Origin of the sequence: Paenibacillus silviterrae, assembly GCF_030167925.1 — a bacterium.
GTDB classification, from domain to species: Bacteria; Bacillota; Bacilli; order Paenibacillales; family NBRC-103111; genus Paenibacillus_G; species Paenibacillus_G silviterrae.
On the sequence record NZ_JASKUT010000001.1, the window covers coordinates 4,611,647 to 4,632,050 of the forward strand.

General features: G+C 54.6%; 21 protein-coding genes and 1 riboswitch. Of the genes, 16 read left to right on the top strand and 5 right to left on the bottom strand.

Translation table 11 applies throughout. The features are described 5' to 3' along the window. The first annotated feature begins 67 nt into the window (after nucleotides 1–67). The 6 genes from motA to QMO62_RS21375 all read left to right on the top strand — a co-directional run bounded on the left by motA (nucleotide 68) and on the right by QMO62_RS21375 (nucleotide 6,651). Entirely contained in the window at nucleotides 68–853 is a 786-nt protein-coding gene (gene motA, locus QMO62_RS21350) for a flagellar motor stator protein MotA (protein ID WP_284644079.1), read from the top strand. After that, nucleotides 850–1,662: a flagellar motor protein MotB gene (motB, locus tag QMO62_RS21355; protein WP_284644081.1), complete on the top strand. Its 813-nt coding sequence runs from the start codon at nucleotides 850–852 to the stop codon at nucleotides 1,660–1,662. The genes motA and motB overlap by 4 nt, the downstream gene beginning before the upstream one ends. Before the next feature lie 166 nt (nucleotides 1,663–1,828). Further along, a complete protein-coding gene (locus tag QMO62_RS21360) occupies nucleotides 1,829–2,977 on the top strand; it encodes a metallophosphoesterase (protein ID WP_284644083.1) in 1,149 nt (382 codons plus the stop codon). Between the two features lie 83 nt (nucleotides 2,978–3,060). Next, a complete protein-coding gene (locus tag QMO62_RS21365; protein ID WP_284644085.1) occupies nucleotides 3,061–4,002 on the top strand; it encodes an ABC transporter ATP-binding protein in 942 nt (313 codons plus the stop codon). Next, nucleotides 3,992–4,834, top strand: a complete 843-nt coding sequence (locus QMO62_RS21370; protein WP_284644087.1) for an ABC transporter permease subunit — start codon at nucleotides 3,992–3,994, stop codon at nucleotides 4,832–4,834. Before QMO62_RS21365 ends, QMO62_RS21370 begins: the two co-directional genes overlap by 11 nt. A 17-nt stretch (nucleotides 4,835–4,851) precedes the next feature. Beyond that, a complete protein-coding gene (locus QMO62_RS21375) occupies nucleotides 4,852–6,651 on the top strand; it encodes a sensor histidine kinase (RefSeq protein ID WP_284644089.1) in 1,800 nt (599 codons plus the stop codon). Between the two features lie 8 nt (nucleotides 6,652–6,659). On the opposite strand, the gene QMO62_RS21380 is transcribed toward QMO62_RS21375, so the two are convergent. Then, nucleotides 6,660–7,295 (bottom strand): response regulator transcription factor, encoded by a 636-nt coding sequence (locus tag QMO62_RS21380; protein ID WP_284644091.1) that lies wholly within the window; start codon nucleotides 7,293–7,295, stop codon nucleotides 6,660–6,662. A 377-nt stretch (nucleotides 7,296–7,672) separates the two neighbouring features. Between QMO62_RS21380 and QMO62_RS21385 the strand changes: the two genes are divergently transcribed. After that, complete coding sequence (locus QMO62_RS21385) at nucleotides 7,673–8,833, top strand: acyltransferase family protein (protein WP_284644093.1); 1,161 nt, start codon at nucleotides 7,673–7,675, stop codon at nucleotides 8,831–8,833. Here QMO62_RS21385 and QMO62_RS21390 read toward each other — a convergent pair. Beyond that, nucleotides 8,793–10,526, bottom strand: coding sequence for a methyl-accepting chemotaxis protein (locus QMO62_RS21390; protein WP_284644095.1), 1,734 nt, complete (start codon nucleotides 10,524–10,526; stop codon nucleotides 8,793–8,795). The genes QMO62_RS21385 and QMO62_RS21390 overlap by 41 nt on opposite strands. 144 nt (nucleotides 10,527–10,670) lie before the next feature. On the opposite strand from QMO62_RS21390, the gene QMO62_RS21395 reads away from it, so the two are divergent. Further along, complete coding sequence (locus tag QMO62_RS21395; RefSeq protein ID WP_284644097.1) at nucleotides 10,671–10,826, top strand: hypothetical protein; 156 nt, start codon at nucleotides 10,671–10,673, stop codon at nucleotides 10,824–10,826. Between the two features lie 95 nt (nucleotides 10,827–10,921). Beyond that, nucleotides 10,922–12,622, top strand: coding sequence for a two-component system sensor histidine kinase NtrB (locus QMO62_RS21400; protein WP_284644099.1), 1,701 nt, complete (start codon nucleotides 10,922–10,924; stop codon nucleotides 12,620–12,622). Nucleotides 12,623–12,675: 53 nt separating this feature from the next. Here QMO62_RS21400 and QMO62_RS21405 read toward each other — a convergent pair whose 3' ends face one another. Both QMO62_RS21405 and QMO62_RS21410 read right to left on the bottom strand, forming a co-directional pair. Next, nucleotides 12,676–13,542, bottom strand: a complete 867-nt coding sequence (locus QMO62_RS21405) for an aldose epimerase family protein (protein WP_284644101.1) — start codon at nucleotides 13,540–13,542, stop codon at nucleotides 12,676–12,678. A gap of 110 nt (nucleotides 13,543–13,652) precedes the next feature. Beyond that, the gene (locus tag QMO62_RS21410) at nucleotides 13,653–14,072 is read right to left on the bottom strand and encodes a 3-hydroxyacyl-ACP dehydratase FabZ family protein (protein WP_284644102.1); all 420 of its coding nucleotides are present in this window, start codon (nucleotides 14,070–14,072) and stop codon (nucleotides 13,653–13,655) included. Nucleotides 14,073–14,213: 141 nt separating this feature from the next. Between QMO62_RS21410 and QMO62_RS21415 the strand changes: the two genes are divergently transcribed. From QMO62_RS21415 to QMO62_RS21425, 3 genes are all read left to right on the top strand, one after another. Then, complete coding sequence (locus tag QMO62_RS21415; RefSeq protein ID WP_284644103.1) at nucleotides 14,214–15,530, top strand: deoxyguanosinetriphosphate triphosphohydrolase family protein; 1,317 nt, start codon at nucleotides 14,214–14,216, stop codon at nucleotides 15,528–15,530. 189 nt (nucleotides 15,531–15,719) lie between these two features. Continuing rightward, nucleotides 15,720–16,421: a 3D domain-containing protein gene (locus QMO62_RS21420; protein WP_284644104.1), complete on the top strand. Its 702-nt coding sequence runs from the start codon at nucleotides 15,720–15,722 to the stop codon at nucleotides 16,419–16,421. An 11-nt stretch (nucleotides 16,422–16,432) separates the two neighbouring features. Then, on the top strand, nucleotides 16,433–16,624 hold the full coding sequence (locus tag QMO62_RS21425) for a hypothetical protein (RefSeq protein WP_284644106.1): 192 nt from the start codon (nucleotides 16,433–16,435) through the stop codon (nucleotides 16,622–16,624). 76 nt (nucleotides 16,625–16,700) lie between these two features. On the opposite strand, the gene QMO62_RS21430 is transcribed toward QMO62_RS21425, so the two are convergent. Further along, nucleotides 16,701–17,132, bottom strand: a complete 432-nt coding sequence (locus QMO62_RS21430; RefSeq protein WP_284644108.1) for a chemotaxis protein CheW — start codon at nucleotides 17,130–17,132, stop codon at nucleotides 16,701–16,703. 76 nt (nucleotides 17,133–17,208) lie between these two features. Continuing rightward, nucleotides 17,209–17,294, bottom strand: a riboswitch (cyclic di-GMP riboswitch). 173 nt (nucleotides 17,295–17,467) lie between these two features. Here QMO62_RS21430 and QMO62_RS21435 point away from each other — a divergent pair. Genes QMO62_RS21435 through QMO62_RS21450 form a run of 4 tightly spaced genes read left to right on the top strand, consistent with a single transcriptional unit; the run spans nucleotide 17,468 to nucleotide 20,268 of the window. Continuing rightward, the gene (locus QMO62_RS21435; protein ID WP_284644110.1) at nucleotides 17,468–18,055 is read left to right on the top strand and encodes an RNA polymerase sigma factor; all 588 of its coding nucleotides are present in this window, start codon (nucleotides 17,468–17,470) and stop codon (nucleotides 18,053–18,055) included. Nucleotide 18,056: 1 nt separating this feature from the next. Continuing rightward, a complete protein-coding gene (locus QMO62_RS21440) occupies nucleotides 18,057–18,533 on the top strand; it encodes an anti-sigma factor family protein (RefSeq protein WP_284644112.1) in 477 nt (158 codons plus the stop codon). Beyond that, the gene (locus tag QMO62_RS21445) at nucleotides 18,530–19,606 is read left to right on the top strand and encodes a hypothetical protein (protein WP_284644115.1); all 1,077 of its coding nucleotides are present in this window, start codon (nucleotides 18,530–18,532) and stop codon (nucleotides 19,604–19,606) included. Before QMO62_RS21440 ends, QMO62_RS21445 begins: the two co-directional genes overlap by 4 nt. Continuing rightward, nucleotides 19,603–20,268: a LiaF transmembrane domain-containing protein gene (locus QMO62_RS21450; protein ID WP_284644117.1), complete on the top strand. Its 666-nt coding sequence runs from the start codon at nucleotides 19,603–19,605 to the stop codon at nucleotides 20,266–20,268. The genes QMO62_RS21445 and QMO62_RS21450 overlap by 4 nt, the downstream gene beginning before the upstream one ends. The last annotated feature ends 136 nt before the right edge of the window (nucleotides 20,269–20,404 follow it).

The window sequence follows — 20,404 nt, forward strand, 5'->3', positions numbered from 1 at the left end:
TATGATAGTAGTAGGGTCGATCCGTGTGTCTAAATGTCGAAATATGTAAAATTGGGGAGAGTATGGAATGAATAAGTCTACCTACATAGGCTTGGCGCTAGGGATAATTGCCGTAGTTGTCGGTATGTATTTAAAAGGGGCAAGCCCGGCGTCATTGTTGAATGGTGCAGCCTTCATGATTATTTTTGTCGGAACGGCGGCCGCCCTTTTCATCGGGTTCGAAATGGAAGATCTGAAGAAGATTCCTAAGCTGTTTAAGGTTCTCTTTAGTGAGCAGAAGCTGGAATCCAAGAAGGATTTGATGGAGCTGTTCACTGAAATGACAGCCACGACGCGCCGTGAAGGCTTGCTCGCTTTAGAAGCGAAGGTAGATGAAATTCAAAGCGAATTTATGAAGAACGGTCTTCGTATGATCATTGACGGGAACGATCAGGAATTCGTCCGCGACGTTCTGCTCGAAGAAGTCAGCGCCATGGAAGAGCGACATAGAAACAATGCCCTGATCTTTACCCAAGCGGGCACTTACGCTCCGACGCTGGGGGTTCTCGGGGCGGTCGTAGGTCTGATTGCGGCCCTCAGTAACTTGAGCGAGGTCGAGAAGCTGGGTCACTTGATTTCGGCGGCGTTCGTTGCGACCTTGCTCGGTATTTTCTCCGGTTACGTGCTGTGGCATCCGATGGCGAATAAGCTGAAGCAGAAGTCCAAGAAGGAAGTGGAAATCAAGCTGATGATCGTAGAAGGCTTGCTGTCCATCCAAGCGGGTGTATCCGTGTTCGCCGTAACGCAGAAGCTTTCGGTATTCTTGTCTCCTACAGAGCGGGCGGCCTCGAATAAGGCGGAGGGCGAGCAATGAGCAAGAAGCATCGGAAGGAACACCACGAGGAGCACATTGACGAAACCTGGCTCATTCCTTATGCCGATTTGCTTACCCTGCTGCTTGCGCTGTTTATCATTTTGTTCGCCTCCAGCCAAATTGACTCCAAGAAATACGATCAGATTATGCGGGCGTTGAATTCCGCCTTTTCCGGCGGTACGGGGATGTTCGAGGTAACGAGCGCAGTGCCCGTGATGCAGGAGCCTGTCTCTGAATCGAAGAAGAAGGACAAGGACAAGGATGAGGATAGTCCTCAGAACAGCACCGTAACGCAGCAGCAACAGCAGCTGGAGAAAGAGAAGAAGGATCTCGAGGAGCTGAAACAGAAGCTCGACGGATACATTAAGGAGAACGGATTGGATTCTCAGCTCGAGACGAAGCTGACGCCCGATATGCTGATGATTACGATCCGCGACCATGCGCTCTTTACCTCAGGCTCGGCGGCTGTGAAGCCCGAGGCCCAGAAGCTGGCGGGGGCGATCTCGGACATGCTGGCCGGATACCCGAATTACAACATCGAGGTTGCGGGTCATACGGACAATGTGCCGATCAACCGCGGTGGAGAATTCGAGACGAACTGGGATCTGAGCGCCAGGCGTTCGTTGAACTTCATGAAATATTTGCTTGCGTCCGGCAAGGCGGGTCCGGAGCGCTTCCGATCGATCGGATACGGCGAATACCGTCCGATTGAGACCAACGATACGCCGGAGGGGCGGTCCAAGAACCGCCGGGTAGAAGTCAACATTCTCCGCAATTTGAAGGAAATCGAAGTGAATCCGAAACCATAGCTTTTGAACTTAAGATACCTTGTGGCATATCGCCGATAAGGTATCTTTTTTTTAGAATTCGGACGCAGACCTGCAGCGTTATTTTGCTTTTGACGAGGTTTGTGCGAGAATAAGTGGGGATGGAGGATCGTCCGAATTATTTCAAGCTAAGGAGCTTATTAAACGCATGAATTTTCGATTTCTTCTCGTGTTTACCGCCATTATGGTGATTTATGTCGGCTTGAATCTGTATGTGCTCTGGAACGCCGTTTCGTTCTGGGAAACGGCGTTTCCTTCTAACGGTACGGGAGGTTTGTTCTGGGGCGTTTTTGTGCTGCTTGCGTTCGGTTATCTGCTGGCGATGCTCCTGCGACGGGTGCTGCCCTATGCGCTGTACAAGTGGATCAAGCTGATCGGTGCCTACGGCATAGCCTGCTTCTTCTATTGCGTGCTCCTGCTGCCGTTCGCTGATTTGGCGGTTTGGCTGCTGCAGATCGCCGGATATCCGGGGTCATCCGCCGTTCTCGTTGTGGGGTATATCGTCATGGCTATTCTTCTGGTACTGCTGCTGCAAGGCACGCGGAACGCTTGGCAGCCGACGGTAAGACGGTATGATATCACGATAGCCAAGCAGGCCGGTCATCGCAAGGAGCTGCGGATCGCGGCCGCTTCCGATCTGCACCTCGGCACAACGGTAGGCAAAGGCCACCTGTCCCGTTTGATTCAGCAGATGGAAGCCCTAAAGCCGGATATGATCCTGCTGCCCGGAGACGTATTGGATGACAGCATCGAACCGTTCATTCGGGAGAATATGGCCGACGTCATGAGAAAGCTGCAAGCCCCGCTGGGCGTTTACGCCTGTCTCGGCAATCATGAATATATCGGCGGCCACATTGAGGATTACGTCAAGCGGATGAAGGAGATCGGAATCGAGGTGCTGATCGACCGGGTGCTGGAGATTGACGGAAGCTTCTATGTAGCCGGAAGGAAGGATAAATCTGTGAACCGCTTCGCAGGGGAGGGAAGACTCGTCCACGAGGAACTGCTGAAGGACATCGATTCGGCGAAGCCAATCATCCTGCTCGACCACCAGCCGACACAGTTCGCTGAAGCGGCGCAAGCCGGCGTGGATCTGATGCTGTCCGGCCACACCCACCGCGGCCAAATGATGCCGAACCATCTCATTACCCGCCGCATATTTGAGCTGGACTGGGGCTACCTGCGTAAGGGTGCGATGCATGTGATCGTCTCCTCCGGCTTCGGCTTCTGGGGGCCGCCGGTTCGAATCGGCAGCCGCTCGGAGATTCTGGATATTCGCGTGACCTTTGATTCATAGGAGACGGGCCCATCCGTTCTCCTTGTTTTTTTACTGGGGAACCATTATCATTATTGGTAATAATATAAGAGGGGGCATATTTCATGCTCAAACATTCGGCTGCAGCCCCGCTGATTCAAGTGGAAGGGCTGAATAAAGCTTTCGGCGGCAAGCCGATTCTTCGCGATGTCAGCTTTGAGGTGCAGGAGGGGGCGATTACCGGTCTTCTCGGGCCGAACGGCTCCGGCAAAACCACCATCATTCGCTTGCTCTGCGGCGTCATCGACTCGGATGGAGGCAACGTCCGGGTAGCGGGTTTGGATCCGCGGCGGCAGGGTGACGACATCCGGCGTAAGGTCGGGATTGTCACCGAAAGCGCATCGTTATATCACGACAGGAGTGCACTGGACAATCTTCGGTTTTTCGGCCGTATTTACGGGACGGAGAAGGAGGATGATGCACGCGCCGAAAGACTGCTGAAGCAGTTTGACATGTGGGAGCATCGCGATCAGAAGGTGGGCTCCTTCTCGACAGGCATGAAGAAGCGGGTGGCGCTGGCCAAGGCGCTGCTCCACCGTCCGAAGCTGCTGTTCCTCGATGAACCGACGAACGGTCTGGATCCGGAAGGCATCCGGCTCGTCATGGGGTACTTGAAGTCGGTAGCGCAAGAGGAGAACGTAACCATTCTTATCTGTTCGCATGTGCTGCAGCAGCTCGAAACGGTGTGCACGGATTACTTGTTTATTCATCAAGGGCGCATTGTGGAGCAAGGCACCCCCGAGGCGCTTGAGCGCAAATACCTTCAGTCCGTTGAGCTGCTGGTAGAGACGAATGTGAAGCCTGACCATCCGGAGCTATATCAGGGACAATATCCCTATCGTTACGTGGGAGAGGACCGGCTTATGTTTACCCTGCGCGGGAAGGATGAGATCTCCCCGCTGCTGCGGAAGCTGCTCGCTGAAGGCTGGGTTCACTCCTGCGAAATCGTGAATCGAAGCCTCGAAACACTGTACTTTCAGATCGGAGGAGAGCGGCATGAATCGTAACGTTTGGGGTGCGATCCTACGCAAGGATATCGGGTCGGCCTTCGCCTCTCGTAAGGTATGGGTGCCGATGGTCGTGCTTTCCTTGCTTCTCTGCGGCGTGATGCCGGTAGCGGCCACTTGGATTGGAATTCATACCGACTGGATGGAGGGAGCGGGGGGAGATGCCGAGAAAGCCATCACGGAGCTGGTGGCGCACCTGCCTGACAATCGGGTCAAGGAGGAGCTGCTTTCGCTTCCGTCCTTAAGCCTAAGGTTTGTGTACTTTGTGTTGAATTTCCTGCTGGTTCCCTTCTACCTGCTGACGGCGATCATTAACTCCAGCGTCTCTGCCGCAAACAGCTTCGTTGGGGAGAAGGAGCGCCGGACACTGGAGAGCTTATTGTTCGCTCCGATCTCCATGGCAGAGCTGTTTACCGGCAAGGTGCTGGCAGCGTTCCTTCCTTCCTATGGCATTGCACTGGCAACCTTTGTTCTCGCTGCGCTGGCGGTGAATGGACTGGCGGGCGGGGTCTTCGCCTCCCCTTTCTTCCTGGATGCCTCGTGGCTGCTGCTCATGGGCTGGCTGGTCCCGGCGCTGGTGCTCTTCAGCATTTTATTGAACGTCCTGATATCCGCTAGGGTGAAGACGTTCCAGGAGGCGCAGCAATTCGGCGGCTTGCTGGTGCTGCCGGTGATCGGGCTGCTCGTCAGTCAATCCACTGGGCTGGTATTCTTGAGTCCCCTGATCCTTTTTGCGGCGGGCGGGGTGTTAGCCGTCCTTGATGTGCTTCTGCTCATCTTTCTTATTCGGCGCACCAGCAGGAATCAGCTGTTCGAGAGTCAAATTCATTAGCGATAGGCGGAAGGGGGATGATATCTAAATTGCGTCAACTGCAGCTGCCGTTGCTCTTTTTGACGGCTTTTGTCATTTTTGCATTGAACGGGCTTACGAATGAATTTTTGCTGCAGCCTGTACCGGCGTCATCCTACCTTGTCCAGGCGCTCAGGCATCATCTGGATGATGCGGCGTTTGCCCTGCTGTTTGCTTTTGTCGGCTTGATCCTGCTCGGTATGTTCTTGGCGGTTCGGGGGGAGCGCGGGTTTCTCTATGTGTCCATGTTCTCTTTCGCCGCATCGACTCTGCTCCTACTGGAGTGGGATGAGAAGAGCTTATTGTTCGGGGGTCCTGCAGATACGACCTACTATTCCCTTTTGGTCAAAACGGTACTGCTGTTCCTCGCCTTCTGTCTTATGGATTATTTGTACGGCGGGGGAAGGGCGGGAATTCACCGAAGGCTTCGGGAGCTGAGCCTGCTGCTTTTTGCCATCACCCTTATGGCTTACGCGGTCGAGGCTCCACCGGGATATTTCTTCCTTCTGAATCAGTTGTTTCTGCTGGAGGTCATTGCCTTCGCTTCGATCCAGCTCGTCCAGATGGGAATGCTGCTAGCGGGAGGAGCGAGGGCTGCGGAGGAGCGGTGGACGGCGGGCGGTATGTTCGTGTTTATCCTGCTCGTTGCCCCGGATCTCGGGAAAGACCTGCTGCAGGACGTGTTCGGCTGGAATCTGGAGGCGAAGGAGAGCCACTGGCTGCGCCAGGGATGGGAGGATACGTTTCCTTGGTCGCTGCTCGTGCTGGTCGTAACCTTCGGCGGACTCTTCCTTCGGCGGTTCGCTGCGTCCCGTCATTCCCTGGAGCTGGAGTCCGAAACGCGGATTCGAATGGACGAGCTCCTGACAAGGCTTGCCCGGATCCACCGGGTTGAGGCCCTGGAAGAGGAGATCGTAAAGGAAGGAAGCAAGCTGTTTCCGCGAAGAACCTTCGAGCTGCGGAAGCAGCCTGTGGAGGAAGATTTCCTTGAGACGGAGCAAATAGCTGTGATTGGAAAATGGAAAGGCGAACGGATCGCCGTCGGCATTGGGCCCGAGCCGGGGGGGCCGATGGTTGAGCCGGATGAGCGGGAGCGGCTGACACTGCGGCTAATGGCCAAAACGATCGCCGTATTCTATGAGAACTTGGCGTTGGCGGATGCCCGATTGGCAGAGCTGGAAGCGGAGCGGGGAGGGGGCGAGTCATGGGCATCGAGGCTGCTTTTGCAGCTGGGAGAGAAGGAGCGCAGAAGGCTGGCCTCCGATCTGCACGATGGTGTGCTGCAGGAGCTGCTGCATCTACGACGCACTATGGGAGCTACCCGTGAAGAGGAGCTGGCCGTCGGTTTGGAGAATATCGAATTTCAGCTTCGCGAAACGTGCAGCGAGCTGATGCCTGCTTTCCTGGCTGAGAACGGCATTGCTTCCGCCGTGGCGAGGCTGGTGGAGAAGACGCGGCTCCGTGCGGACTTTGCGCTTGAGTTCGAGCAGCAGCCGCTTGGAGTGGAGCCTGGCGAGGAGCAAACGATTGCGGCATACCGCATCGTGCAGGAGCTGATTCATAACGCGATGAAGCATTCCGGTGCGGAGCAGGTGCGTCTGCGGCTCGGGCCTTCCGGCAGTGGAGCGGGGATGCTCATCGAGTACGAGGATAACGGCCGCGGGCTGGAGCTGTCCTCCGCTGCAGGCGGAGGACTCGGTCTGCAGGGCATGCGGGAGCGTGTCCGTATGCTGGACGGCTCTCTGGAGCTGGAGTCCGAGCCCGGACTAGGGCTGCGCGTCGTTTGTCACATTCCCTGAACTTAGCGCTAGGATAAGTAGCCCAGCGCAGCTGCCCTCGCCACGGCCTCCTGCCGGGAGGAAACGGCAAGCTTCTCAAAGATACTGGAGATCAAATATTCGACATTGCGCTGGCTCATGAAGAGAGCGGCGGCAATGTCTTTATTTTTGCCTCCTCGGGCTATGAGCTCAAGCACCTTGCGTTCGTTCTCCGTGAGCCTACGCTGCCGAATCGCCTCGTCCGGGTCCGTGCGGCTGTGCGGCTTCGTCCGTAGCTGTCTGGCGAGCTCCAGAGGTAGAACGACACGGCCCTCCATGGCTAGGGTAAGCCCGGTAACGAGCTGGTCCCCGGTGCTCGATTTGTCAAGCAGGCCGCTGACTCCGAGCTCCATGAGCCGATCGAAATGCTCCGCCAGCACTTCACCCGTCAGAATGACGATACACGCATCCGGGTGGCGGTCCAGCGTCATTCCGGTTAGCTCAAAGCCATTGACCTCCGGCAGGTTGAGGTCGTATAAATACGCGTCGAAGCGGGATTGCTCCAGCTTCTGCCGGGCTTCGGCCGCGGTGGCCGCTGCAGCTACAATGAAGCCGTGCTTCTCGAGAATCATTTGTGTGCCGGCCAGAAACATCGGGTGGTCGTCCACCAGCAATAAGGTTGTCATGGAGCGTGCGCCTGCCTTATGTAAGAGTAGTTGCTTTTACTATACCATAAGCTTAGGAGCTGCGGCCTCACGGCTGCCGCCTCTTTTTGACCAAATGAAAAAAAAGACCCGCAGCAACAGGCTGCAGGCCATCCAGTAATATATATTAAAAAAGGGGGTCGAGGATTATTATAGGACATGAACATTAAAGGAAAATGAAAAACAGATTTCAATTGGATTACAATTTTTTCCTCCCGTTTCCATCAAAGCGTCACCGAAGCGTCACCGAAACGCCTTCCGAAGCCAAAGCTTGCGTTCCCGGCCCTCGTTTCTTCGGTGAACTGCCCTTTCTTCCATGGTAAAGTAAGGACAGACACCAAGGGAGGATGAACGATAGGATGCAACAACCTATAATAAAACAGAGACTTGTTTATCTGGACCACCTGAAAATTGCGTTGATGATGCTGGTCGTAGCTCATCATGCCGGCCAGCCGTACGGTTCCTCGAACGGCTTTTGGTTTTTCAAGACGCAGGAGACGACCGAGCTCGGCAGCTTCTTTGCCGTAAACGCGGGCTTTTTCATGAGTCTGTTTTTCCTGCTGTCGGCATACTTCTTGCCCGCTTCCTTCGACCGCAAAGGAGCGGGTCATTTCCTGAGAGATCGGCTGGGGCGCTTCGGAATTCCGCTGCTGCTGGGCTTCCTCGGGATGATTCCGCTGTTGATGTACACTTACTATACTTCCTTTCGGGGCTATCCCCCTATTAGCTTTCCTGACTACTATATTCATGTGTACCTCGGTCTTGGAAGCAAGCCGGCCGACTGGACAGGTCCCTCTTGGCCCGATTTCAACTTCGGCCATCTGTGGTTTATCGAGCATCTGCTGTTCTATTCACTCGTGTACGCGCTTCTTCGCCGCCTCGTCCCGGTCCGGCCGATCACCGGCAGCAAAGCCGCGTTTCCTAAATCAAGCACGATTATTGCATACGCGTTAGGCATCGGAACAGTTACCTTCCTCGTGCGAATAGAGTACCCCATCGATCGCTGGGTCGGATTTCTCGGCATCATCCAGACGGAGTTCGCCCATGTGCCTCAGTACGTATCGTTCTTCATCGCAGGAGCTCTCGCAGCCCGCAGGCAATGGCTGGACAAGCTCCCGGCGAAGCAAGGCATCCTCTGGCTTGCCGTAGGGGTAACACTTGCGGGTATACAGTATGCGGGTCTCCTTCGTATACACAGCTTCGGCGGGCTGGCATGGGGGAGCTTCTACTACTCACTGCATGAAACCTTCATGTGCACAGGACTTTGCATCGGCTTGATCACGCTGTTCCGGCACTATGGTCACCGGCCCTTCCCGGTTCTGAAAGCGATGGCTGCCGGCACCTATGCGGGGTACATCATCCATGTTCCCATCGTAGTCGCACTACAGTTTCTTGCGGAGGAATGGCCGATAAGCCCGTTCCAGCGGTTTGTTTGGGTAACTCTTCTAGGGATTCTCGGAAGCTTCCTTATCAGCCATTTCATCCTCCTCCGGTTGCCTCTGGCGAGACGAATTCTGTAGCGGCACTCAGCTTGAATTCCTGTACCTTGCGGTCCAGATTGCCGGCGATGAACCTGACCCCGCGGGAGGAGGAGGAGATCTCGTGCACGGTAGCGGTCTGCTCCTCCGCCGATGCGGCTACTTGCTCCGCAGCGGCAGCGGTGCTCTCCACGACCCGTCCGATGCCCTCCACCGCTTCCATCGATTCTTGTGCGCGCTCCAGCATCTGAAGGAACACCTTTTGCAGCTCCACCGCTTTGCTGCGAGTGTCTTCGGTACAGGCTACGATGGTCCCTAGCGCGGTTTGTCCCGAGGTCATATACCGGAGCTGCTCCTGAATGCCCAGCACGCTCGCATCCATTTCACGGGTCGTATGTCCGGTGCCTTCGACAACACCTTGAATCAAGGTGTTGATTTCTAATGCCGCCGCTTTTGTCTGCTCGGCCAGCTTGCGCACCTCCGCCGCAACGACGGCAAAGCTTCGGCCTTGCTCTCCCGCGCGGGCCGCTTCGATCGAAGCATTCAGAGCCAGCAGATTGGTTTGATCCGAAATCTGTTTGATCAAAACGATGATGCCTTCGATCTCCTTGGACCGTTCATTCAGGCGATGCATCGATTCGGAGGAGCTTTGGAGCGTATCCCGTATGGAGTACAGGTGCCGGCTCGCTTCGGAGATCGACTCGCTTCCCCTCACGGCAGCGGCGAAGGATTGCTCCGCATCGTCCAAGGCAGCGTGAACGGTATCGCTGCCAAGCTTCATCTGCAGAACCGTAGACTGCATCTGCCCGCGAATGACCGTGAGGCGGTCATTTTGCTCCGTTACCCCTTCAGCGATGCTCTGTACGGCACTGGCTACCTCGGTAGAGGCATGCTCGCCTTGCTGAGCGGCTTCGGATAAGTAATCGCTGTTTTGCTTCAGGTTTACCGACATGTCGCGGAGAGTTGACATCATCTGCGACAGCCTTGTTCGCATTAGCTCAAAGGTTCCCGCCAGCTCCCCCAGCTCGTCTTTGGATTGGACAGCCATCCTCCTTGTCAGGTCTCCCTGAGAGATCGCGGCAGCCCCTTCGGCCAAATGGCGTACTGCCTGCAGGGTCGGTCTGCTGATCAGGTAAGACAAGCCAAGACAGACGATCAGCGCCACGGCGCTAAGCCACAGCATCTTGGCTTGAAAGTCTGTTACCAGCCGATCGAAAGGCGCACTTGGCATCCCGACAAAGAACATACCCACGACGTTACCTCCGGCATCCTGGATCGGTTCATAAATGGCCTTGTGCATCTTGCCCAGGACAAGCGTCTCTCCGACGAACTCCTGCTTCTCCGCCAATACCCTCTGCTCCACTTCCTTGGAGGCTGCCGTACCGATTGCCCGCTTTCCCTCGCTCATTACATTCGTGGAAACACGCAAATTCCCGTTAAAAATAGTGATGGAGCCGCCGGTGAATTGTCCGATTTCATCTACCAGTTGGTGCTGATCCTGAAGCAGAGTCGTTCCCTTGTACAGCTTGCCGTCCTTAAGGGACCACTCCCCCGGGTACTTCAGCTGCACGTATGCCTTGGCCATAGCCATATCGGATCGCAGTTTAAGAGAAGCGGATTCCCGGATTTCCGATTTCATCGTAGTGCCCAAATAAGCATAAGACATAGCGGAATACAATAGTAAAATGAAAGCAAAAGCACCCATTAGCTTCACAAGTATGGAATTCCATCTCATTATCCGTCATCTCCCACCGATGTGTATAAACATTATACAAACATTATACGAAAGTAATACAAGGTTGTAAATCCAGGAAAAGCAGATACATAAAATTTCGCAGTCAGGGAAGGCTTAAGGCAAAAACCTATAGGGAGGCTGGCAATGGAGGACCTGGGACCGGATAAAATAACTGATTTGTTAGCAACTACATTGGATGCGGATGATTTGCTGCCTCCCGAATCTGCGGAGGAAGCAGAGCGGAGGGATCGGAAGCAGGCCGAAATCAGGCAGCCGTTGTTTAACAAAGATCGGACCTGAAGGCCCATCGAAAGAGCAGGATGCATAAAGCTCGAAATACGTCGGAAAAAGGTTGAAAAGGCTGGATGATTCCCCTATAGTTGATCTAATGCACCGTGGCTGACGGCTGGGGGATGGTAACGATGTTGGGATTAAAGGATACAATGCTGCAAGTGCTGCTCGCTCTGTTTCCTGCGCTGCTGCTTGGAATCGGTTATAGTCAGAGGGATGGAGAACGCAAGCCGGAGAGCGGCCTGGGATTCTCGATGAATCAAAGACTGGTGCTGCTTTGCGGCATCTCTTGCATTCTTTGCATTTTGTTTTCCTTTCCGATGGAAAGCTTCTATATGTTCGATATGCGAATCGTTCCCTATGCGGTGGGGGTATTGTACGGCGGATACGTGAGTGGGCTGCTGCTGACGCTCCTTTACTTCGGTTTGCGCGCGGTCATGTTTGGAGGCGGCTTGGCGTTTGTAGTGTTTATCGCGCTTCACAGCATTTTGATTCCTGCTTTTTTCCTGTACAAGAAAAAGTTTCAGGCGGCCGATGTCCGGGGCAAGATGAGAATCGCTGTAGGCTTACAAGGTCTTGGTTGGCTGATGACCTCTGCAGGGCTTGCGTATCGAAAGTGGCAGGCTCCTACAGAGCTTTCCGCGGAGTTTTATTTATTTCTTATCTGCTTTTGCGTGCTCCAGCTGGTTTCTGTGGCCGTTGTCGTCCATTTGGTAGAGAATCTGAGGGAAAGGCAGCGCCTGCAGCACGAACTTAGGGAAATGTCCGTTAAACATCGAAGTGAGGCATTCAAGCTGCAGCAGCTGATTGACGCAACCCCAGTCAACATCATCGCCATTGATGAGCAGCAAAGCGTGACCCTGATCAATGACACGATGATGAGCTTTTTTCCTCACTTAAACAAAAAGCACCTGCTCGGAACTCCATACTCGTATATATCCGAGGTCTTCGGGAGAAATCACGAACAAAGCCTTATGATTCAAGCGCTGCAAGGAGAATATATCCGCTCCCAGATCCAAACTTACCAAGAGCGTACCTTTGTCACCAGCGCCTTTCCCATTAAGCTGGAGGATGGGCGAATTGCCGGCGCCGTGATGGTATCGCTCGAGACGACGGAGCTCCTGCGGCTGCGCAAGGAAATCACCAACATGGAGCAGCTCAGCCTGGTTGGGCAGATGGCGGCAAGCATCACGCACGAAATTCGTAATCCGATGGCGGTTATCCGCGGCTTCGTGCAGCTGATGCAGGAGAAGAAGATGGTTTCCAATGAACATTACCTCCAAGTAATGCTGGAAGAGCTGGATCGGGCAAACGGAATCATCGACGATTTCCTTTCTTTGGCTCAGAATCGTGTTGTACCTATGGAATATGCGGACCTGCACGCGATCATCAGGCAGCTGGAGCCGTTGGTGCTTGCGGAGGCCAATTTGCGGGGACATACGCTAGTGCTGGATTTCGGCTCGGAGACCAGCCGATTGCTTCTTAATGCCAAGGAGATCAAGCAGCTGCTTCTGAACTTGCTGCGCAACGCGATGGAGGCAATGGAGGAGAAGGGGGTGCTCACCATTGCAACCCGTGAGCTAGACAATGAGGTTGAGCTGCGAATTTCCGACACCGGGAAAGGAATTCCGGAAGAGGTGCAGCGGAAGCTGTTCGAGCCATTCTTCACGACCAAGCCGGGAGGCACAGGCCTTGGACTCGCGGTATGCCTTAGCATCGTAGAGCGTCACCACGGTAAAATTACGGTAAATTCCATCGAAGGAAAAGGTTCCGTCTTTACGATACGCTTTCCAAAGCAAAAGTAAGAAGCACTCGCAGGCCCTTAAGGGGCCGGAGTGCTTCTTGCTTTTTCCCACAGCTACAATTCCGCACGAATCTGCAGGCTTGCCGCCAGCGTCTCTCCGGGGGATACGTAGACAAGCTCCTTTTGTACGTTCAGCTCATTCGTTTTGGCCATCCAAGGCTCGACACAAACAAACGGCTTGCCTTCGACGGCCCATAGAACCACATACCGAAACTGGGGATCATAGCTCATCCGTACGGCATAATCCTCCGAGGGAGCAAAACGGATTTCCGGGCGGGTGGAATCAAGCAGAGCGACCGATTCCGGCTTGCCTTCCAAATCTACGGTGCCGTGAAACGGCTTCACCTGACCGTCGTTGTAGTCGTACAGCTTGGTGGCGCCCGTCAATTCGTAGTTCAGCTTTTTGCGATCCGTTGCAAAATAAGGATGAAAGCCCGGGTACATCGGCATGGGAGCATCCGACAGATTGCGGTACTCCTGCTGGAGCGTCAAAGCCCCCTCCTTCAAGGAATAAGTGAAGCGCAGCTCGAAGGGGAAGGGGTAGGACTTCAGCGTCTCTTCGTCGCTGGAGAGCGACAGGGTAACGGAAGCCTGGCCGTCGGTGCTTGTACCGATGATCTTCCACGAACGTGTGCGCGCAAGCCCATGGCTGCTCATCTTGTACGTGTGCCCGTTCCATGAGTAGACCCCGTCTTGAAGCTGTCCGGAGATAGGAAACAGCACAGGATTGCCTCCGCGCACATTGGCTTGCTCATCCTGATAGGTAGCTTCGTCGAGGTAAAGCAACTCCTTGCCGTGCGAGCGGAAGCGGATGGCCATTCCTCCTCTGCCAGGGGCTACGGTAACCGCGGAATCTGTCGCTGCATCGATCAGTTCGACCTCGTTAAATCGATTGTTATGTACCACCAATTGATAAGACATACCATTCCTCTTTTCGGGTAAAATATAACTCTTTTACAACCACCTGTACTTCATCATGACGGGGCTTCTGCTCCTCTTTTTGTTCTGGGAGACGATAACCGGATATAAGCTTACGGACTCCCTGGGGATTCGGATTGATAATACACCATGAGCTCGTCGGCCTTCACAATAACGCTGCCGTCTACAGCGGCCGTCCCTTTGCCTAGCACGAAGCCTCGGCGATTGCGCACAATTTCGTATTGAAGCTCAATCCGGTCACCCGGGCGGGCTTGGCCGAGAAACTCCACACCGCCGAAGGCCGACAAAAAACCGAGCCCGCCCGAGCTTCCGCTCATGGCGAAAGCGCCGAGCTGCGCCAGTGCCTCCAGAATCATCGTTCCCGGCATATAGGGTTGCTCCTCGGTAATAAACCACTCGTTCCATGTCACGTTCTTCCAACCTGCGGCCGAGACACCCGGCTCTACTTCCGTTACCCGATCCACCATGAGAAAAGGGTATCGATGCGGTAATACGCTTGGAATCGTATGCATGCTGCTCTGACCTCCATGATTTGTCTATCCATGCTGTATTCGACAGTCTGGTAACGAATTCCTTTCACGATTTAACCGATCTCCCCATGACAGAATGCTGTTAGATAAGGTATCATGAATAGAGAGATAGGAGGAGACAGCATGGAGATTCGAAAGCAGCGCTTATTCGATATATCAAACAGCAGGTCCAGTGAAGAAAGAGACGAGTACGAAAAGGACTATGCGCGACTCATCCAATCGCCGGCCTTCCGGCGTCTGCAGGGGAAGTCACAGGTATTCGGAGCAGGCTCCGGCGATTACTATAGAACGAGGTTGACGCATTCGCTCGAGGTATCCCAGATTGCCAGGGAAACCGCCAGGCGTATGGGAAAGCAGTATGAGTTTTTGCAGAAGAACGAACACCCGGGGCTTATGATGGTTCCGGAGGTGGTGGAATGCGCGTCCCTTGCGCATGATTTCGGACACCCGCCGTTTGGCCATAAGGGGGAAGAGGTGCTCAATAAGCTGCTTTCGGCTGAGCATGGGCTCGCTTATGAAGGGAATGCGCAAAACTTCCGGATTTTGATGTTTCTGGAGAAGCGGGCCGGCAGCGGCAGCGGGTTGGACCTGACGGCGGCTACCCTGCTGGCCATCAATAAGTACCCGTATTCGATGGAGGAGCCCGGTCGGCTCAAGGGGGTGTACGGCATGGAATGGGAGGGCATCTCCTACCTTCGCGACCTGTGGGGGATGCCGGTCGGCTGCCCGACGCTGGAGGCTCAGCTCATGGATTTATGCGACGATATCGCCTATTCGACCCATGATATAGAAGACGGCATCCGTGCCGGCAAGATCCAGATGAACCGGACCTTCTTCGAGGATGACCGGCTGGTGGAGAATCTGATCCAAGAGATCGTTCAGGATCATGGGAACGCCGATGTAGGCTGGGATCAGGTGGATATGAAGGTCATGGTGCGTCAGGTACTGGATGCGTATCTGGAGCAGTGGGAACAGATCTATGCCGAGTGTAACCGCGAGTCCTCCCGTACGAGGCGGGAGATGAAAGCCCGGTGGGTAAGCTTGTTCGCCGGCAGAGTCGGCATTATCGACGATCCGAAGCGCGGCTGGAAGCGCGTCACCTTCGTGCGCGACGGTCAGCAGGATCTGGAGCTGCTTCGGACGATGGAGATTCTTAAGAAGCTTGCCTGGGTGACGCTGATTAAGGATTTTCGCGTCCAGCGGCTGCAGAAGCGCAGCGAGATTATGCTCCAGCAGCTGTGGGACAGCTTCAAGCATTATGAGACCGGCCGGCTGATTCTGCCTCCGGATTGGAGCGAGAGCTACGAGCAGCATAAGGAGAAGTGGTCTTGGCCGCGGCTGGTGGCGGATTACATCTCCGGCATGACGGATGCGTATGCGGACAAAGTGTACGCTGAGCTGTTCGCCAGCCGTTCCGGCTCGATCTACGAAATGGACTAAAGGGCCGGGCCGCCTATGAAAATAGTGAAGCCGCATTGAGGAAAGCCTCGCTTTCTTTCGATGCGGCTTCTTTGGCTTCGCAAGGGAGATACACCCTCCTTGGGATAAAGCAGGTTTAGAATCTAGTAATTCGGGCAACTCTAGTTACTAGTCATAGGAACCTACTTTTTTTCGAGGAGGAGTTTGAAGATGAGAACGACAATGCGAAAGTGGACGATCATGGTGGCTATTGTGGTATTATTAAGTGTGAATTCAAGAGCGGATGCATATATTGAAATGGAAGATGTTATGCGCAACGAGATTCTGGAATCGGGGTATTTGCCATATGGTCTGGCCACTCTGGAGGAAGAGCCTCCGGCTCCTGAGGAGGAGCAGAAGCCTGTCGTGCCGGAAGCCGTCAAATACCAGGTGAACCGGGGAGATACATTGTACAAGATTGCCCGCGATTTCGGCATCAACGTTCAATTGCTGGCTGCGGCGAACGGGATTCAGAACGCCAATGCTCTTCGTATAGGGCAGGAGCTGGAAATCCCGGCTATTGGTGGAGAGCTGGAGCTGCCGGCCGGTGAGGCCAAGGTGATCAAGAAGGTGCTTAGCTCCACTCTGACAGCTTATACGGCTGGGGTGGAATCGACGGGCAAAACGCCTTCCAGCCCCGCCTACGGCATCACCTACAGCGGCAGCAGGGCGACGGAAGGGCGTACGGTAGCGGTAGATCCGAACATCATTCCGCTCGGTTCACTGGTTTATATTGACGGTGTAGGCGTCCGTCAGGCGGAGGATACCGGCTCGGCGATCCGCGGCGCCAGAATCGACGTCTACATGGAGGACGTAAAGCAAGCAAGGCATTTCGGCGTGAAGAAGAATGTCAAGGTATATGTGTTGTCGTAAGGAAGCTGAAGATGAAGCTGAAGGAGCAGTGCTGTGTGAACCCGGAACAACAGAAGGAAGCCGTTGTGGACACGTACATAGAGGATTACGAGGAGTTCGTAGAGGAGGACGACCGCTGGAGACCGAGCCCCGTCGGCAATTCGGGCAGGCAGAAGGACCGCAGGCATGCCGTCAAGCCGCCGGAGCAAGGAAGGAAGCGGTAAGGAAACAAAAAAGCAGCCCCGTCATCCCTCGCAGGGAAGATGGGGCTACTTCCTGTTGGAAGCGCAAACGCACGTTTTAGTGATATTCTTGAAACATGCCGTTCAAGCTGAGGATGCCGACGAGGCCGGTAGGTGAAAAACCGATGCCGGACAAGCAGTTCGAGCTTACGGAGCCCAGCTGCTCCGGCGGAGGCTGAATATCCGTAAACCGGGTCACCTTGTTGACGCGATCGACGATCATGCCGACCGTTTCCTCTCCGAGACGAACGATGATAATGCGGGTGGCTTTGGTAACAGCCTCTTCGGGAAGGCCGAAAAGCAGGCAAAGACTCACGATGGGGATGATGTACCCCCGTATGTTAATGACGCCTTTCATGTAGCTCTGCGCTTGCGGGAGTCTGGTAATGCTCTGCATTTTGATGATTTCATGAATGTCTTGAATCGGGAGAGCATAGGGCTCGCTCCCAAGGCTGAATTCGACATACTGCTCGTGTTCCATGGCTTGCATCATTTCCCCTCCTAAGCTTGATAAAAAGAAAAACTGCCCTTAACGCAGGGGCAGTTCCTCGTACAAAGCTCTCCCCAATGGCAGCCCGGCTGCCTTGGCGTCACTCGCTTTAGGCCCGTAGCTTTGCGTCCCCGCCTTTCGTCGGGTTTGCCTTTTTCATTCAGTTAGAAGTCAGTCATTCGACATAATTCGAGTTATACCTTGAGTATACCACGACTTTTGTCGAAATCTAGCATTTATTTTGGTGACAAAGCAGCAAAGATTACGTTTTCTGTGTAAGATGATGATGCTTAAGGCACATTTTTTTTGCTAAGCTGCAGTGATTCCCTTCGTACATGTCGTCTATATACCTGGAGAGGAGGGGGAGAGTCATCACAGAGGAGCAAAGGATCGCGCAGGCAGCGTCCGGGGACCGGGAGGCGTTCAGGCATCTGGCCCTGCAATACGGACCTTACCTGTATCAAGTTGTATATGGCGTGCTTCAATCGCCGAAGGATGCCGAGGATGTGACGCAGGAGGTGCTGCTCAAAATGCACTCTGCCCTCCCTCAGTATCAGCAGCAAGGGTTCAAGACTTGGATTACTCGTATAGCGGTAAACAAAGCGATCGACTTTAAGCGTTCAAGGCAGCGCAAACGCGAGGAGCTGACGGACGACGTTGAAATGCTGCTGGACGCGCCGGCGACTGTGCCGACGAGCGCGGTCGAGAAGCACGTATTAAGCAGGGAGCAGCGTGAGCAGGTGCGAAGCTCGATCCGGCAGCTGCCCGAGGCTTACCGGGATGTTGTGGTCGCATTTTATATTGAGGAAAAAAGCTATCAGCAAATTGCATTGGAGCAGAAGCTGGCGCTCAAAACCGTAGAATCCAAGCTGTACCGGGCCAAGCAGTACATGCGCAGAACATGGAAGGAGGAGGACCACTAGAATGCCACACCCGACAAGAGAACAATGGCTCGACTATGCAGGCGGCCGAATGACCGAAGAGCAGCGGGAGCACTGTGACTTGCATCTTGCCCAGTGTGACGAATGCTTGATTCTGTATATGGATTGTCTTGGTGCAGTGTCGGAGGCGATGCCTCAGCTGGCGGATCCGGCCGAACTGACCGAGCGGGTGCTGCAGCAGCTGCCGCCGGTCCTTATACCGTCCGAGCCGCACCGTTCAAGGCTGTGGAGTCACCCGATCTTTCACTACGCGGTTGCTGCTGCCATCACGCTGCTGCTTGTGAGCACGGGCATTTTTCAAGCTCTGCTGGGCAGTACCGGACAGCATGCGGTTGCCAGGGCTTCATTGTACGATAACGAGTATGCCGCCCAGCAGTCCTTCTCCAGCCGGCTGCTGGATAAGACGGTGCTCGTCCTGGATTCCATTCAATCAAAAACAGAAAGAGGGGGTAAGCGATGAACCCGACAGTCACACCCAAACATCCGATGGTTGCTTTTCTGCTTTCTTTTATTCCCGGGCTTGGCTTCCTGTATTTGGGGAAGCTCGGGAGGGGGCTGCTCTACGGCTGCGGCTTTTTCGGGCCTTTAGGCTTGCTGTTCCTTGCTCTCCTGCTGCGGAATGGGCGAGGCGCCGATGAGCTGCTTATCCTGCCGCTGTTCTCCGTCGTAATTGCGCTGATCAATTTGATCGACATGGCGCGGACGGTAAGCCGGAGTGCCCAGGCGGCTCCCGGGGCGGGGGAGCATCAGAGGCGCGATCAGGATCGCGGCTTTACGATTGCGCTTTCCTTTATCCCGGGGCTGGGCCATCTTCAGCTTGGATTGATGCAGCGAGGACTATCTCTATTGATCTCGTTTATCGGATTCGGGATGATGATCATCTTCATCACCGCGTGGACGAAACAGGATGAGTTTCTCGCCTTCCTCGGCATTTTACCTGTTTTCTGGATTTATTCCATGTTCGATGTCATTCAGCAGCTCAATCGTAAGGAACGGGGAGAGGAGCTTGCGGATCGCTCGGTTTTCGAGGATTTTCAGGATAACCGCGAGGCAGGGAAAAGGAACAAGCTTCTTGCGACCCTGCTCTGCATGTTCCCGGGCGCGGGCCATATGTACCTGGGCTTTCAAAAGCGCGGCTTGCAGCTGATGGCGGCTTTTTTGTTCAGCATTTACATCATGGATGTGCTTCGTCTGTCGATTTTCTTGTTTCTTATTCCGATCCTATGGTTCTACAGCTTCTTTGACGGCCTCCAGCATATTTCGAAGCATGGCAAGGGAGACGTGCAGGACGTGCCGATCGTAGACTGGCTCATTCATCATCAGCGCTGGGTAGGCTTCGGTCTGCTCGCGCTCGGCGCTTATTACTTGTTTGACCAGGTGATCCTTGGCATTCTGGAGCAAATGTTTCCGGACGCGCGCATCACTTATCGGATCGAGCGGTATTTTCAGACGGTGGTCGTATCCCTGCTCTTTATTGGCGGAGGCATTCGCCTTCTTGCAGGGAGCAAGGGGAAGAAGGAGGGGCCCAAATGAGAACTTGGCGTGTAGGTACGCTGTCTATGGGAGTTACGCTGGTAGGTCTTGGCGCAGCGCTGCTGGGCTCGCAATTTCAAGGGCTGGCGGCGTTCGATACTTTCGTGGCCTGGTGGCCGGTCCTTTTGATTCTGCTTGGGCTGGAGGTGCTGCTGTACTTGTTCTTCCAGAGGAAGGAAGAGCAGCGGGTCCATTATGATTTTCTAAGCATGCTCTTCGTTGGGGTGCTGTTCAGCGGCTGCCTGGCCTTCACCTTCCTCACCAGCTTGGGCGTAGTCGGGGAAGTAAGAGGGATGCTGCAGCAGGTAGAGACGACCTCCTCGCTTCCGGTGCTTCAGGAGGCACTCCCGTCCGAAGTGAAGAAGGTCATCGTCCAAACGACAGGCCGTCCGCCGAAGGTAGACCGCTCGCCGGAACGCACTGTCCATGTGTTCGGCACCTATGGGCAGATGCTTAAGGCAGGAGACAACGGGAGTCCTCTTTCCCGGGATGCCGTCTACGAGGTGAAGCAGGTCGGGGAGACGCTGTACGTTCTTATCAAGTCGCTCCCGAGGGAACGAGGGATAAGAGCCTACTATCCTGACATGAATGTAACGGTTGTTTTGCCCGGCGATCTGCAGGCTGAGGTAAGAGGGCCGGGGAACGAGCCGATCCAGCTGTAAAATATAAAGAACCGCTCACCCGGGTAACGGGGAAGAGCGGTTCTTGCTTGTAGTAACGGTTTCGCACGCTCTCGGCTCATTACCGGTTTGTGAGGAAGTTATCATTTTGCCGGTATTCTCTCCCGCCACGGATTCA